At 39.3% G+C, this 14921-nt stretch carries 16 protein-coding genes; 7 read left to right on the top strand and 9 right to left on the bottom strand.

The genetic code is table 11. From position 1 onward, the window contains the following. Positions 1–49: 49 nt before the first annotated feature. The 7 genes from apt to AC1EU0_RS17900 form a co-directional block, all read right to left on the bottom strand. On the bottom strand, positions 50–595 hold the full coding sequence (gene apt / locus AC1EU0_RS17930) for an adenine phosphoribosyltransferase (protein ID WP_480304066.1): 546 nt from the start codon (positions 593–595) through the stop codon (positions 50–52). Positions 596–808: 213 nt separating this feature from the next. Beyond that, positions 809–1186: a YbaN family protein gene (locus AC1EU0_RS17925; protein WP_480303987.1), complete on the bottom strand. Its 378-nt coding sequence runs from the start codon at positions 1184–1186 to the stop codon at positions 809–811. Between the two features lie 13 nt (positions 1187–1199). Continuing rightward, positions 1200–2108 carry a glutaminase B gene (glsB, locus tag AC1EU0_RS17920; RefSeq protein ID WP_480303986.1) on the bottom strand — a complete coding sequence of 303 codons (909 nt, stop codon included), beginning with the start codon at positions 2106–2108 and terminating at the stop codon, positions 1200–1202. Positions 2109–2291: 183 nt separating this feature from the next. After that, positions 2292–2417 (bottom strand): hypothetical protein, encoded by a 126-nt coding sequence (locus tag AC1EU0_RS17915; protein WP_480303984.1) that lies wholly within the window; start codon positions 2415–2417, stop codon positions 2292–2294. A gap of 137 nt (positions 2418–2554) precedes the next feature. Then, entirely contained in the window at positions 2555–3295 is a 741-nt protein-coding gene (locus AC1EU0_RS17910) for an HvfC family RiPP maturation protein (protein WP_480303983.1), read from the bottom strand. After that, positions 3295–4134: an HvfB family MNIO-type RiPP peptide maturase gene (locus AC1EU0_RS17905; RefSeq protein ID WP_480304064.1), complete on the bottom strand. Its 840-nt coding sequence runs from the start codon at positions 4132–4134 to the stop codon at positions 3295–3297. Before AC1EU0_RS17905 ends, AC1EU0_RS17910 begins: the two co-directional genes overlap by 1 nt. 110 nt (positions 4135–4244) lie before the next feature. Next, positions 4245–4739, bottom strand: coding sequence for an HvfA family oxazolone/thioamide-modified RiPP metallophore (locus AC1EU0_RS17900; RefSeq protein ID WP_480303982.1), 495 nt, complete (start codon positions 4737–4739; stop codon positions 4245–4247). Between the two features lie 294 nt (positions 4740–5033). Between AC1EU0_RS17900 and AC1EU0_RS17895 the strand changes: the two genes are divergently transcribed. Next, positions 5034–5990, top strand: coding sequence for a tRNA-dihydrouridine synthase (locus AC1EU0_RS17895; RefSeq protein ID WP_480303980.1), 957 nt, complete (start codon positions 5034–5036; stop codon positions 5988–5990). Next, positions 5965–6153, top strand: coding sequence for a DUF2986 domain-containing protein (locus AC1EU0_RS17890; protein WP_480303978.1), 189 nt, complete (start codon positions 5965–5967; stop codon positions 6151–6153). The genes AC1EU0_RS17895 and AC1EU0_RS17890 overlap by 26 nt, the downstream gene beginning before the upstream one ends. Here AC1EU0_RS17890 and AC1EU0_RS17885 read toward each other — a convergent pair. Beyond that, a complete protein-coding gene (locus tag AC1EU0_RS17885) occupies positions 6128–7588 on the bottom strand; it encodes an MATE family efflux transporter (RefSeq protein WP_480303977.1) in 1461 nt (486 codons plus the stop codon). The genes AC1EU0_RS17890 and AC1EU0_RS17885 overlap by 26 nt on opposite strands. Before the next feature lie 25 nt (positions 7589–7613). Further along, on the bottom strand, positions 7614–8444 hold the full coding sequence (locus AC1EU0_RS17880; RefSeq protein ID WP_480303975.1) for an ion transporter: 831 nt from the start codon (positions 8442–8444) through the stop codon (positions 7614–7616). A gap of 67 nt (positions 8445–8511) precedes the next feature. Here AC1EU0_RS17880 and AC1EU0_RS17875 point away from each other — a divergent pair, with 67 nt between their 5' ends. The 5 genes from AC1EU0_RS17875 to AC1EU0_RS17855 all read left to right on the top strand — a co-directional run bounded on the left by AC1EU0_RS17875 (position 8512) and on the right by AC1EU0_RS17855 (position 14725). Then, entirely contained in the window at positions 8512–9078 is a 567-nt protein-coding gene (locus tag AC1EU0_RS17875; protein ID WP_480303973.1) for a VOC family protein, read from the top strand. 94 nt (positions 9079–9172) lie between these two features. After that, complete coding sequence (locus AC1EU0_RS17870) at positions 9173–9433, top strand: DUF5062 family protein (protein ID WP_480303971.1); 261 nt, start codon at positions 9173–9175, stop codon at positions 9431–9433. A gap of 304 nt (positions 9434–9737) precedes the next feature. After that, a complete protein-coding gene (locus AC1EU0_RS17865; RefSeq protein ID WP_480303969.1) occupies positions 9738–11147 on the top strand; it encodes a hypothetical protein in 1410 nt (469 codons plus the stop codon). Between the two features lie 286 nt (positions 11148–11433). Further along, entirely contained in the window at positions 11434–12006 is a 573-nt protein-coding gene (locus AC1EU0_RS17860; protein WP_480303967.1) for a chorismate mutase, read from the top strand. 547 nt (positions 12007–12553) lie between these two features. Then, entirely contained in the window at positions 12554–14725 is a 2172-nt protein-coding gene (locus tag AC1EU0_RS17855; RefSeq protein WP_480303965.1) for a M3 family metallopeptidase, read from the top strand. Positions 14726–14921: the final 196 nt, after the last annotated feature.

The raw sequence follows: 14921 nt of genomic DNA, 5'->3' as shown, positions 1-14921 counted from the left end.
TTAATACGTAAACCAGAGCCCTTCAGTCCTTTGAACGTTTTTCGATGATTTACTCGCCGTCGAAATCACACAATTTGTATATATCTAAATCTAGTGCTTCTAAACGTTGCTCGCCACCAAGATCTGGTAGTGAGATAACAAACGCAGCGTGTTTAGCTTCGCCACCTAATTCACGAATAAGTTTAACAGTAGCTTCAATTGTGCCACCTGTCGCTAATAAGTCATCGATCACCAATACTTTGTCACCTTCAACAATTGCATCAGTGTGAATTTCTAACGTATCAGTACCATACTCAAGCTCGTAATCTTGAGAGATTGTCGTTCTAGGCAATTTACCTGGTTTACGAACTGGTACAAAACCAATGCCAAGCTCTAAAGCCAATGGCGCACCAAATAAGAAGCCACGAGCCTCTGTACCCACAACCTTGGTAAAGCCCATTGATTTGTATTTCTCTACCAATAAGGCAATGGTAGCCTGATACGCTTTTGCGTCTTCAAGTAGACTGGTTACATCACGGAACATGATGCCTGCTTTAGGGTAATCAGGAATGGTTTTAATGCTTTGCTTTATGTAGGCTAGGGTTTCAGTAGTCATAGCAAACTTCACTTAAATTCTCTTTTTGGTTGTTTCTAAGAAACAAAATAAAAAAGCCCTATGCAATTATCTTATTATTTAAGCTATTCGCAGAATAAGATTTTGAACAGGGCCTCAATTGCCGACAAATGTTAGTGTGGATCGATTGTTATTGCAACTCACTGAGAAAAATATTGCATGGGATTGCTCACAAAATGAGTGATATTCACCTACTTATAGATCTGGTTCATTAGGTAACGTCGGCAAACGCCATAAATAGGTTAATAATACACTAGCCATAATAAACAACAGGCCTTTTACCCAAACAATAGGAACAATGATAATACTCACCATAAAACTGATAGCCGATAACACCATCGCTCGCTTTTTTAAGCTTCTTCTTAAGCCCTTATGTCGTTGCCAATCAGCAATAGCCTCTCTAAACCAAGGATGATTCAGCAACCAGCCATGTAATCTCTGACTTGAACGAGCAAAGCAATATAAAGCAAGTAAAATAAATGGCACTGTGGGCAGCAAGGGTAAAAAAATCCCTAAAATGCCTAATCCCACAGACAACAGCCCTACTGCTGCGTATAGTCCACGTTTTATCACTGTACTTCCTTTTCTAGTAAATCGACCAACCTATGTGCTTAGTCATTGATTCTAGTGCTGCGCCACCAGCTAACGAGTTTCCTGCATCATTTAAGGCGGGCGACCAAACGCAAATAGAGAACTGCCCCGGAACAATAGCAATAATGCCACCACCTACACCACTTTTACCTGGTAATCCCACTTTATAGGCAAAACTACCTGCTTCGTCATACATGCCACTTGTTGCTAAAAGAGAGTTGACCTGTCGTGTTTGGTTTTTGGTAAGCACCTGTTGCTTCTTAATGTTACAGTACCCACGATTGGCTAAAAAGTTGATCGCCTTTGCCAAATCAACACATGACATAGTAATCGCACAGTTACAAAAATAACTGTAAAGCACACTTTCAACATCGTTGTTAAAATTCCCGTATGACTGCATAAGGTAGGCCATAGACGCATTTCTGGCTTTATGTTTAAACTCTGAATCTGCAACTACTTTATCAATTTGAATATTTGGGTTCCCTGAAAGCTTTTTTACAAACTCTCTAACCGCAATACGAGGTGAGGCAAAGTGAGATTGATTGACATCAGACACCACTAGCGCGCCAGCATTGATAAACGGATTTTTCGGTATTCCATGCTCGTATTCAAGCTGCACTATTGAGTTAAAAGGTAATCCCGATGGCTCACGCCCAATTCTTGTCCATAACTCCTCCCCTTTCAATTCAAGGGCAAGAATCAGATTAAAAACTTTAGAGATACTTTGGATTGAAAATGGCTTATGAGCATCGCCTAAAGTGTATATCTCTCCATCATTGCTACAAATTGCTATCCCAAACTGATTGGGATCAACTGCGCCAAGTGCAGGAATATAATCAGCCACCCTACCTTGGCCAATCAAAGGCGAAATATCTTTATAAATTTTTTGGAGTAAAGAATCCATATACGAGTAATACTAGCTCTCGACCTAACTACATATTTTAAAGTCTATTGTATTTACGTTTATACGGCTAGAAATGATGGTAACAGACGTTCAAAATACGAAATTGACTTGGTGAAAGACTTTTAATTTTCCCATAAAAAAACTCATGCCATAGACATGAGTTTCTTGTAACTTACAGAGCGCTTATAATACGCCTGATAGCTTCAACCAAGTGAGTGATGCTGGCAATGTAGGTAACAACAACACACATAAAAAACCGATGAAATGAAAAACGGTAAATGGGTCTTTAAACGGCTCGTTACTGCTCATAATACTTCCTAGAATTACTTTTATTTTTTGATCTAGATCAAATTTTTCAGCATTCTACCTTCTAAAACCCAGACTAAAAACCCACAATTTATAAGGTTATCTACAAAAATGTCATTTAGAGCGTTAACTCACAAATTTTATTGAGTCATAACAATTTCTTTTTCAACCATTTGCGTTAAAAGCTGCAAGCATCCTTGTTGGATATTTTCTTTTTCCATTTGCGGATAAACTCCAGCTAACCAAGCTACAAGCTCAGCAAAATTAGTCGTTTCAGCTTGCTCTATATATGACAACACTTGAGCAGTTAGCGGCGTTAAGCTTAAAAACCTTACTTCTTCTTGCTTATCGCGAAATACACAAAAGAATGCAGGAACTTCTAATGGTTCAGACGGTTGATAATCTTCATCTATATGCTGCACATCATAAGAATATTGAGCAATTCGAGCAAAATCTGACAAACTCAATGGCTTTTCAGTGATATTTTCTACTGACAGAGGCTTAAGGTTGCGTCTACTTTGAGCGATAGAGACAACCAATTCCAACCATTCATAGTGTGCTAGCTCGAGCATAAAAGCAGGATCAGTATCTTTTGTTTGATAACGCGTCTGCAAAAAAACTAAAAACTCTTCCGCGATTTCAGCAAAGATTGGCGTATGACAGTCGTGATTAATGAAAAAGTCACGGACAATTTCATTCCAATCGGCTTCTTCGTATAGCGATTTTAAAACTGGGAATCCACTGCTGACGAAGTTATGAACATTATTAAAAAACAGTTCGCTATATACCTTCATCCGTTTTTCTGTCATGCCAGCAGGTAAAGGGCGAGAAGGGTCACGAATGAATGCCATAAACTCATTTTGCACATCAATAAACTGCATTATGCACTCCTTTTTTGCTCTGCAGTTAACTGCTGTATTGTGTGGATCTGATCTAACTCTTTAAGCAATGTCTCTGTGGAAGGGATATTAAAATCACGTTCTAATAATGTTGGGTGAATACCATGAATTTCGTAGCATTCTTTGAGTAATTGCCACACTGGTTGAATAACGTCAGCACCATGTGTATCAACAATAAGATCGACATCTTCAACATAATGACCAGCCACGTGCAAATAGGCAATACGTTCGGTTGGCATATTCTTTAAAAATGTTTTCGCATCATAACCATGGTTTATAGAGTTGACGTATATGTTATTCACATCAAGCAGCAACTTACAATCTGCTTCATGCAACACAGCATTAACAAATTCAAGCTCTGACATTTCTGAGCCAGGGGCAGCATAATAAGAAACATTCTCTAAGATAAACGGGCGCTCAGTAATATCTTCAACTTGCTTAATGCGTGATGCAACATGTTTTACTGCTTCTTCAGTAAAGGGAATTGGCATTAAGTCGTACATATGCCCTGTTCCAGAGCAATAGCTTAGGTGCTCTGAGTAGACATCAATATTATGAAGATCTAAAAATTGTTTTATGTTTTGAACAAACTGGGTATCCAAAGGTGCCGGACTGCCAATAGATAACGATAAGCCATGACAATAAAAAGTATGCTTTTCTGTTAACTCACGGAATTGACGGCCAAACATGCCTCCCATCGTCATCCAGTTTTCAGGTGCAACTTCAAAAAAATTAATTTGCTCTGGGACAGCTTCACAAAACTCGTCGAGCATTTCTCGTCGAAGTCCTAATCCCACTAAATTCTGATTTTGTATAGACATCATCTTTTCCTTAGCACTATTTTGAATAGCTCGCATTCAGAATAATACTGACTGAGAAAAATAAGGCCAGCAAATGCCGGCCTTAGGTAAAATAAGCAGAAGTAAATAGATTACTTAGAACCGCACTTGCCTTCGCCACATTTACCTTCGTGGTTTTTCTTTTCAGCTTTACCGCCGCACTTGCCTTCACCACACTTACCTTCGTGTGCTTTCTTAGCTTTGCCACCGCACTTGCCTTCACCACATTTACCTTCGTGTGCTTTCTTAGCTTTGCCGCCACACTTGCCTTCACCACATTTACCTTCGTGTGATTTCTTAGCTTTGCCACCGCACTTGCCTTCACCACATTTACCTTCATGGCTTTTCTTTTCAGCTTTGCCGCCGCACTTGCCTTCACCACACTTACCTTCGTGGTTTTTCTTTTCAGCTTTGCCACCGCATTTACCTTCACCACATTTGCCTTCATCAGGAGCAACTAGTTGATAACCTTGTTGAAGCTCTTCAAAACCGAAAGTTCCAGCTTGTCCAGCTTGAACAGCAAAAGCAGAACTCATTACAACAGTACCTAGCGCAGCTGCAACTGCAGTCTTTTTAACTGAACTCATATATCTTCCCTCTCTTAATGAAATTTTAAATTGTCGATACCAAGCGGTAACATTGTTAACTTGCCTTATATGACCCGCAGACTATCAATAGTATTTCATTTTAATTACTAAATTTTTTCAAGCGGCCATTTTTTAGCCTAAATGACATACGAAAAATTTCAATAATTTATGATTGTAATTACGGCTTCATGTGTTTGGCGGATCACTACTTCAATTAAAACCTCTACCTCAAAACATAAACAAAAGGTACAATTCTGACCCTTTCCGCTTGTAGTAAATGTTTAAGGCAACCTAGTGAGAGTTATTTTGGCCCCGATGGAAGGGGTGGTAGACGATTTGATGCGAGACATTTTGTCTGCGATAAATCCCTACGACCTCATGGTAACTGAATTTGTTCGTGTTGTAGATCAATTATTACCCGAAAAAGTGTTCACAAAGTTATGCCCAGAGCTATTAAATGATGGGTACACCACCTCTGGCACTCCTGTAAAAATACAGCTACTTGGACAAAACCCTGAAGCTCTAGCAAAAAATGCATTAAGAGCCATTGAGTTAGGCTCCCATGGAGTTGACATCAACTTCGGTTGCCCAGCAAAAATAGTCAACCGCAATAAAGGTGGTGCTGTTTTATTAAATGAACCAAATTTGGTCCATGATATTGTCAAAGCAGTAAGGCAAACCGTACCAAAACAACACCCTGTCACAGCAAAAATTCGTTTAGGCTTTGCAGATAAAAGCCAGTACATGGAGAACTCACTTGCGATTTATGAAGCTGGTGCCAACGAGCTTGCCGTTCATGCCAGAAGTAAAGTGGATGGCTACAAGCCACCTGCTTATTGGGAGTATATTGCTGACATCAACCAAAAGCTGCCAATACCTGTAATTGCCAATGGCGAAATTTGGAACAAACAAGATGCATTACGCTGTATGGAACAAACTGGATGCAGCGATGTGATGGTAGGACGAGGAGCAATATCTTTACCCAATCTGGCAGAAGAAATTAAAACCGATAACCCTGCTTATTCTTGGCCGCAAGCACTAGAGTTAATGTTGAAATACAGTGAAAAGGAGCTTGAAGGTCGCAAGTCCTGCTATTATCCTTCTCGTATCAAACAGTGGTTCAGTTACTTAAATCGTCAGTATCCTGAAGCCAAAGAGCTTTTCCGTACTTTACGAATATTTAAAACCACTGAAGAAATTATCCAAGCATTGGAACACGCAAAGCATGAACAAACGTCAAAAAATCAATAAAAAAATCGCCAAGCGCGCAAAAGCCAAATTAAATAAGGTTAAGTGCGGTGGCGACAATAATACAATAAAGCCTCGTTACATTTCTAAGGCTGAACGAGCTAAACTCGAAGCTGAACAACAAGCTGAAACTGCGGTCGCTAGCGACGACAATCCGGTTGAGTAGGAGGCGTAACGCCTTCTTCTTCATTTAGCTGCCCCATTTGAGTACAAGTAGACGATAATGGGTTGTTTGCTGAACTCGTCATTACTTCAGTGTCATCTTCTTCCACGGCTTCTTTTCTTTCGACAGTATTAATATGTCGGTAAGCTACCCAGACGGCAATCAGAGCAAAGATGGCACCACCAATAACTTGCCCGATAAGTACACCACCAATTCCCCAAAGTTTCGCGCCAACATAAACAAATGGAATTGTGCCTAGCGTTGCTTTACCAATATTGAAAAAGGTGGAATATTTAGGTTTTCCTAAGTTGTTAAAAGAAGCATTTGCGACAAATAAAGCGCCATTAAATACAAAACCGACAGCAATAAAAGTACAGAAAAAACTAACTAATTCAGCACTATTACCACCAAGTCTAAAGCCAACTATCACATAATCTTGTAATAAAAACACCAATACCGATACAGCAAGGATATACAGAAAGCTAAACTGCAATGCATTGGTCAATGCTTGCCTTACTCGATCAAATTGTTTTGCGCCATAATTTTGCCCGACAATTGGCCCAATAGCACCTGATAGGGCAAAGATCATTCCAAATGCTACTGGCACAATTCGCCCAACTACCGCCCAGCCAGCAACATAAGCATCACCAAATTCTGCTACCGCTTTAGTCACATAGCCATTTCCAATTGGGGTAGCCACATTCGTCAGCATAGCAGGCCCCGCAATAGCAAAAATGGGTGAAAAGTCAGTTTTTAGCTCTGGTAAAGTGAGCTTAGTACCTAGCTTGTGCTTAACAAAAACCCCACGAAAGGAAATTACTAGCACAGCGATTCTCGCCAAAACAGAAGCGATGGCAGCACCTTCAATACCCATTCCTAGCCCAAAAATAAAAATAGGATCGAATACAGCGTTAACCAAGCCACCAGCAATAGTGGACATCATAGAAAGCTTGGCATCGCCAACCGCACGAAGTGCTGCACCCAGCGACATAGCTAAACAGATAATTGGCATTGAGGGTATTAAAATATATAAATAGCTTTCAGCAAGCTCTGCCGTACGGCCTTTAGCACCTATTAGAGAGACTAAATCAGGGATCAAAAGAGTAACAATCACTGTTAGAATCAAACTGGTAACAACAGTAATGGCTGATGCACTCATCATTAGCCGCTTTGCATCATCTTTGCGTTTTGCCCCCAAAGCTTTTGAAACCGTTGCCCCCATAGCTATCGCCAAGCCAATACCAATAGAGGTTGTAAAAAAAGTTATGGTACCAGCGTAACCTACAGCCGCGGCTAGCTCTTGCTCTCCTAATAAGCTTAAAAAATAAATATCAAGCAAATCGACTAAAAAAAGCGTCGAAATACCAATTGTGGCTGTGGACGTCATCACCCAGATATGGCGCATGATGGAGCCTTCCACAAACTTTGCTTGTGACATTTTTTGCCCTCTAAATGTTATATAGCTATATCTCTTGCAGTTCAGCACCACAGTGATAACAGTAATGCGCTTTGGTTTCATGACCCGTCGTAGAGCAGTTACTACAACTTCGTAAATCTCTATGCTTGCCTATTTCTTGAGAAATTTCAGCCGTCAAAATACCAGTAGGAATCGCAATAATGGAATACCCCAGCAACATAGTAAATGCTGCAATAGTTTTTCCTAAATAAGTATGTGGCGTAATATCACCATAACCCACTGTAGTAATGGTCACGACCGTCCAATAGATTGATGTAGGAATTGAGGTAAAGCCATTTTCAGGCCCCTCTACTTCATACATAATTGCACCCAACACCAAAATAATCAGACTTACTGAAAAGAAAAATACAAAGATTTTACGAGAAGACTGCATCATCGCTCGGAGCAACAGATTACCTTCACTCAAATATCGTATAAGCTTTAAAACTCGAAACACACGGAATAACCTTAATACCCTAATCACTAAGGTAAAATTGGCTCCTGGGAAAATCAGCATCAAATAGCTAGGTAAAATAGAAAGTAGGTCGACTATTCCGTAAAAGCTCCTGAAATATGACCATCGATTGGAACTACAATAGATGCGCACCCCATATTCAATGGTAAACGCAACAGTAAAGACCCACTCTAAAATATGAAGAAAATCACCATAACGCTTATTCACAGAATCTATAGTATCAAGCAGGAGCAATGATACGCTGGCAATGATACAAACGATCAAACTAATATCAAATGCTCTACCTGAAAAGGTATCAGTTCCAAATATGACTCTTCGCAAGGTTAATTGCAGCGGTGAACTTTCCAGCTGTTTATTTTCCATAATCTAATGAGTATTCGAATGAATTAAGTGATAATACCACTAATATTTTACCATTGAGTAGTTGCTTATGCTCTCCACATTGATGACACAAGACTGGGATAGCTTTCACCAAAATATTCTTCGCTTTAAAGAAGATTTAGGAATAGCAAATTTAAACTTAGAATGCGATCACGCGGCAATCAGGGTCAATACCCTAACCAATGCCAAAATACTACAAGAGTTCTTTTCTAAAAGAGGGACAACCATTTCAGAGAACGTCATTAATAGCCGCCCTATTTTGATCATTAAACTCGATGTTCCTTTACAGCTTGGCACATTGTCAGTTCCTTGCATTGAGCTACCTTATCCCAGCAATAAAACTTACCCACAAGAGGGATGGGAACATGTCGAATTTATCGTACCTAGCCAAGCTAAAGATTGTGAGCAATTGATCAAGGATGTCATCTCGTTAGCACCTCAGCTAGAACCAATCATCAGCCAAAAAACGGATATCAAAGTAAAGCTAAGTAGTCCCAATGGTGAACACGAGCGTTTGCCTAATCCGACCATCGCATTTAAAAAAGACAATATTTGTATTAAGTTGCATCCTCATTCGATTCAAGACATTATTGAGAGTGAACAACACGATAACTGATGTTTTCCACATATCTAACTTAAAAGCAATCTGAACTAGATGTGATGAACAATTCGAGCTTTAGGTTTAATTTTCAATTGTTGAGAGGGTGACGATGAAGCACAAAAAGCATGAAGCACAGCTCCTTAAAATGGCATTAGAAATCGGTGAAGGCTACGCAGCTAAGCGCGGCTTCAAACCATTAGATTCCAGCATTTCAGATAAATATAAAGTTGAATGTATTTATCGGCTCTTAGTTGATGATAAGCTCATTCAAGCTTTAGCTAAAGATAAAGAAGATGGCCCAAACATGAAGCACAAGTTAGTGCTTTGGATCAGCCGTCAACTCCCTGATGATCACCCATTATTAAATTAAATGTAGGAATTCAGACTTTATATCTCCCAGCCCAACCAACGCAAAGGACTATCCTCAGATAGTCCATTTTTCTAAAAAATTGAGAACCAAACAACTTAACAAGGGTTATTGAACTTAAACTTTTCTTAATAATGTTTAACCTACAAACGCTTGATTTAATCATTTTAACTCAATATGTTGTTAGTAATTTTCATCTTAATATTTGTGAGATATGGCCTCATTACATTGTGATGTTCAATACCCCTCTTCCCTCAATTTTATCTCAACAACTAATCGAGAAGATGTTAGTTGTAAACAGCCATTTATGTTTGAAGGAAGACAGTACAGAATACAACAATCGAAAAGTGGCAAAATAGAAGTATTTGAAGCAGAAGAACATAGAGGTAAACTCAACGAACCTGAATTTAGCCGCTATCGTTGCCTTTGCACCCATAAAGCCCAATTTCAACGCATTCAAAAAGTCAGAGGATTTTTAGGGCTAAAGGCGACGACTAATCCTGTTGATTTTATAGCATCTCAGCTTTATAAGTTTGCTGAAGATGTCCATCATCACTTTAAGGATAAAGCCGTTCATTCTCCTCAAGCCGTTTGGGAACCACAAACCGAAAGGTTGCTAAATTTATCACCTCATGAATATCAACAAATCCTCCAAGAATGGAGTCAACCTCTAGCCTTAACTCATTACGATGATTTTATTTACCCACCATACCAAGAATGCCCTCCTCCTTATTCAGAAGTCGATCATCACTTAAGTGCGACAGAGTTGCCTGTAACGACTGAAGCTTGCCTAAGTGAACAAAAAGAAGCTCATTTGACAACACCTAACGTTTCCCTAGGCGCAAAGTACTCTAAATCGACTGAAGCGAGTAAAGATGAAGAACCATTTTTTATGGGGGAAAACTCATTTCACTACAAGGAACAAGGTGAATTAGGGAATTATCGAAACGTTTCGGTAGAAAATTATCTTAAGCACGTGAGAACGTCAAATCGCCCAGTAAAGTATGAAATAACTACAGCCTATAATGCGCTATCTCAAATAAGTAATGCTGGTTCTAATCAATATAAAACAACAATCCCATGGAAACAAATGGTTTTAGAACTCGATAAAGCAATGGATTTACTTTCAAGAAAAAGGCCTCATGTATTTGTTGTCGTCTGTCTAGAGCTATTTAGACAAAGAAATTTGTACTTTCAAACCGACCATGTTTTCCGCCCCTATCTCGATAAAGCTCGTGCGTTACTCAAAACTGATTTGAAGCGAGTAGTAGGCATCTGCTCTAGCAAAGCCACTGGAAATGACAAAACACTTTGCGCGATAACTCATCAACCTCTAATGGGACAAGAGCAATTAGCAATAAAAACAGAAAAATGGTTCACAGACTCGTCCTTGAAAGTGGAATTAACTAGCCAAGAACGCTATGACCAGTCTAGTGAGGAACACTATGCTCACCTAGAAAAGCTTGTACTTTTAGAAGGTAAAATGGGTAGACTCAATAGAAAAGAGCTAGAAGCTGAATTTAAACGACTACAACAAATGGATGAAGCTCGTAAGCCTACGGGGGTTCAAGTGGTCACCTGGGTTCCTGTAAGCAAATCGGCTATGATCAAAAGACTAGAAGCAGATAATTTTGAGCATCCACTCATGCCCGATAGACTGTTACATGTAAAAGAATTTAAAATGTGTAAAAAGACTAGACTTGTTCGAATTTCCTGAAAATTATGAAACTAACCCAATAGCTGTACTTCACTCTAGTTGCATTTCCAATCAACACTTTTGCTGAAAGTAACGCTCAAATTGATTCCATAACAAAGTCTAGGTTCAGTTTTTACCATGATGTTGCTAGTTACAAAATCCACAAAAATATTGTGATAGAAAACCTAAAACAGCAGCACAAGTTAGAGCTTTGGATCAGCAAAAAGCAGCTATGGATTACAATAAACTTCAAATCGAGAAAAAAATAACTAAAATGAAAATAGGTGTTTGAATTTAAGAGCTAACAATGAGAATAAAGCATTTTTTTTACCTAGTATTAATAACATTTCCATTCAGTTTATATGCCGACAATAACGCGCCCATTTATTCGATAATAAACTCTAGGCTTAGTCTTTGTCATGAAGTTGCACAGTACAAACTCGACCACAAGATAGCCATTGAGAATAAAAAACAGGAACGTAGAGTCCTTGCAAAAGCGGCTCAATCTGCCCAGCAATTTGCTTTGCAATCCAAACCCGTTATTAAATTTACGGAATCTTTAATGGAATCTTGTAAACAAATTCAACACGTTGACTTTGCACAAGCTAAATCAAGCTCTGTACAAAATGCCTCTCTTAATGATATCAGAGCCAAACTCGCTACTCTCAACCAGAAATTATTTACTCTTTTATCTCTAAAATTAAACACAAAATCTGGATTAACAGATCTAAATTACACTGCTTTTGCTACAACGCTTTCTTCGTTGCCCCTTTCATCTCAACAAAAGAAACAACTCTTTAAACGACTAACATTAATATCTCAGATGCCAGCGCAGCAACCAAAATCTAAGGCTAATATTCAAATAAAAGATTTGATGTAAAATACATCAAAATGGATCGGTGTTAGCTTTTGGTTTCATTAGATATAAAAATGTTAATAATCAGTGTGTATTTATGGTTGCCTATTTTAAGGAAGAATAACTCACTAAGGATATTGGCATTGGCTTGATTAGCCTTCTTTTATATGTATGGATACCAATTTTCACATTACTCATCGACTTGTTAGCATGGAAGAAAACCGAATCCCCTGTCATCGTTACTATCATCGGTTTCTTACTATCTTTTATGCCTCTCTTTAGTCTAATTTTTATGGCTGTACTTGCGCTTAAAACCGAATCTCAAACTGCTTGATTCACTTTTCTAACAATGAGCGTTAAAAAACAGCGCCCTTCATCCACGTTAACAAAAACACACTTTGTAACAAAACTGCCTTAGGGTTTGTGGTGTTATGTTCCCAATTTGTGATAATTAGAATGATCATGTATAAACCTCATCCTTAAAGAGCTTTATATTCACGAGACTCAGTGTTAATCGCTTTACAGCGTTTACGCAAATTGAGCAATACACTAACATTCTGGGGATACCAAAATGCAAGGAACTATCAAACCACTTGTTGGTGCTATTACCTTAGCGCTAGCATTAACAGCTTGTCACAGCACAGAGCCACAAACCTCTGCAGCTTCTGCCACTCAAACAGCAGAACAAATCATCAAGCAAAACGCCTCAAATCCGTTCTTCAAGTCTTATGATACGATTCACGGCATACCTGACTTTGACGCAATTAAAGTTGAACATTATCTACCAGCATTTAAAGCAGGTATCGCTCAACAGCGTGCTGAAATGCAAGCGATCATTGATAACCCAGAAAAGCCAACCTTTGCTAACACCATTGAAGCGATGGAGTTTTCTGGCAACTTGGTAACTAAAGTTGCTAACGTTTTTTACAACTTAACAGGTGCCGACACGACTCCTGAACTACAAAAAATCAGCAAGCAAGTGTCTCCGATGTTATCTTCATTAAGCGATGACATCTTCCTGAACGACAAGCTATTTCAAAAAGTTAAAGCGGTTTATGAGCAACGTGAAGCATTAAACCTAAATACTGCTGAAAAAATTCTGCTTGAAAACACTTATAAGTCATTCTCTCGTGGCGGCGCTAACCTAAACGATGCAGACAAAGCTAAGCTTCGTGACTTGAATGCAAAAATTGGCAAGTTAAATCTTCAGTTTGGTGACAACCTACTTGCAGAAACAAACAGCTTTGAACTTGTTATTGATAACGAGAAAGATCTAGCTGGTCTTCCAAAAGACGTTATCGCTAGCGCTGCAGGTGTAGCAACAAAACGTGGACATGAAGGTAAGTGGGTATTCACTACTGCCCGCCCATCTATTACGCCATTTTTAACTTATGCAGACAATCGTGAGCTACGTGAAAAAATCTACAAAGGTTATATCGAACGTGGTAACAACAATAACGCTAACGACAATAAAAAAGTGTTAGCTAAAGTTGCAGCCCTTCGTGCTGAGCGTGCAAAATTAATGGGCTATGAAACTCATGCTCATTTCGTCCTTGAAGAACGTACTGCGAAAACACCTGAAAATGTTTACAAGCTACTAAACCGCGTATGGCCTGCAGCTCTTTCTCGTGCAGAAGCAGAAGCTGCAGACATGCAAGCGATGATCGACAAAGATGGTGGTAAGTTTAAATTAGCAGCATGGGACTGGTGGTACTACGCTGATAAAATCCGTGTTGCTAAGTACAGCTTCAACGAGCAACAAACTCGTCCATATTTCTCATTAGAAAACACTATCGAAGGTGTGTTCTACACTGCAAACCGCTTATTTGGCATTACTGCCAAAGAACGTACTGATTTACCAAAATACAACGAAGAAGTTCGTACATGGGAAATCTATGACAAGAACAATGAGTTGATTGCGATCTTTATGGGTGATTACTTCGTCCGCGATAGTAAGCGTGGCGGTGCATGGATGAACTCATACCGTAAGCAGTACAACATGAATGGTGTAAAATCTGTACCAATCATTGTTAACGTACTTAACTACCCTCGTCCAGCTCAAGGTGAGCCAGCACTACTTACCTTTGATGAAGCGAGTACTTTATTCCACGAATTTGGTCACGCTCTGCACGGAATTCTTTCTAACGTGAAGTATCGCTCTCAAGCAGGTACTGCTGTACCACGTGATTACGTTGAGTTCCCATCTCAAGTAATGGAAAACTGGATGACTCAGCCTGAAGTTCTTGCTCAATTTGCTAAGCACTACAAAACGGGCAAAGTTATTCCACAAGAGCTAGTGAATAAAATCCGCGCAGCAAGTCAGTTCAACCAAGGTTTTGCTACTGTTGAATACATGGCGGCAACTCTACTTGATTTAGACTGGCACACTCTGAAAGACTCAAAGGTTCGTGATGCTGCAAAATTTGAAGCAGAATCTGTTAAGAAAATGGGCTTAATGAAAGAAATCGCACCGCGTTATCGCAGTACTTATTTCTCTCACATTTTCGCTGGCGGATACAGTGCGGGCTACTACAGCTACATTTGGTCTGACATTTTAGGTGCTGATGCATTTGAAGCCTTTAAAGAAAACGGAATTTTCGATAAAGCAACTGCTGATGCATTCCAAAACAATGTTCTATCACAAGGTGGTAGCGAAGACCCGATGAAGCTTTATAAGAACTTCCGTGGTAAAGAAGCAGGGATCGAGCCTCTACTTCGCAGCCGTGGTTTGTTGAAAGATTAAAACCTGTTGATTATTACCTCATGCATTAATTGCATGAGGTAATTACTTTACTAAATAACGATAGAAAACCGTTCGTTTACACTTCATCTTTTGGAAAAAAGTTTCCGGTTCTCGGCTTTGGGCTGTGTTTCAATAGGCACTGGTTTGAATAGCCTCTCAAAGTGAACACTCGGTCTCGTTTGTTGGCAGCATTGAT

The sequence above is a fragment of the Parashewanella sp. 2210YD4-3 genome (assembly GCF_056591735.1).
Note: the sequence above shows the minus strand (reverse complement) of the source record. Positions and strands in the feature narration are given on the sequence as shown.

Coding starts and splice junctions, on each gene's coding strand:
- AC1EU0_RS17880 (WP_480303975.1), bottom strand. CDS start 8,444: ATGGAAAATAAACAGCTGGAAAGTTCACCGCTGCAATTAACCTTGCGA.
- AC1EU0_RS17900 (WP_480303982.1), bottom strand. CDS start 4,739: ATGAGTTCAGTTAAAAAGACTGCAGTTGCAGCTGCGCTAGGTACTGTT.
- apt (WP_480304066.1), bottom strand. CDS start 595: ATGACTACTGAAACCCTAGCCTACATAAAGCAAAGCATTAAAACCATT.
- AC1EU0_RS17865 (WP_480303969.1), top strand. CDS start 9,738: ATGTTTGAAGGAAGACAGTACAGAATACAACAATCGAAAAGTGGCAAA.
- AC1EU0_RS17885 (WP_480303977.1), bottom strand. CDS start 7,588: ATGTCACAAGCAAAGTTTGTGGAAGGCTCCATCATGCGCCATATCTGG.
- AC1EU0_RS17860 (WP_480303967.1), top strand. CDS start 11,434: ATGAGAATAAAGCATTTTTTTTACCTAGTATTAATAACATTTCCATTC.
- AC1EU0_RS17910 (WP_480303983.1), bottom strand. CDS start 3,295: ATGCAGTTTATTGATGTGCAAAATGAGTTTATGGCATTCATTCGTGAC.
- AC1EU0_RS17875 (WP_480303973.1), top strand. CDS start 8,512: ATGCTCTCCACATTGATGACACAAGACTGGGATAGCTTTCACCAAAAT.
- AC1EU0_RS17870 (WP_480303971.1), top strand. CDS start 9,173: ATGAAGCACAAAAAGCATGAAGCACAGCTCCTTAAAATGGCATTAGAA.
- AC1EU0_RS17905 (WP_480304064.1), bottom strand. CDS start 4,134: ATGTCTATACAAAATCAGAATTTAGTGGGATTAGGACTTCGACGAGAA.
- AC1EU0_RS17890 (WP_480303978.1), top strand. CDS start 5,965: ATGAACAAACGTCAAAAAATCAATAAAAAAATCGCCAAGCGCGCAAAA.
- glsB (WP_480303986.1), bottom strand. CDS start 2,108: ATGGATTCTTTACTCCAAAAAATTTATAAAGATATTTCGCCTTTGATT.
- AC1EU0_RS17855 (WP_480303965.1), top strand. CDS start 12,554: ATGCAAGGAACTATCAAACCACTTGTTGGTGCTATTACCTTAGCGCTA.
- AC1EU0_RS17915 (WP_480303984.1), bottom strand. CDS start 2,417: ATGAGCAGTAACGAGCCGTTTAAAGACCCATTTACCGTTTTTCATTTC.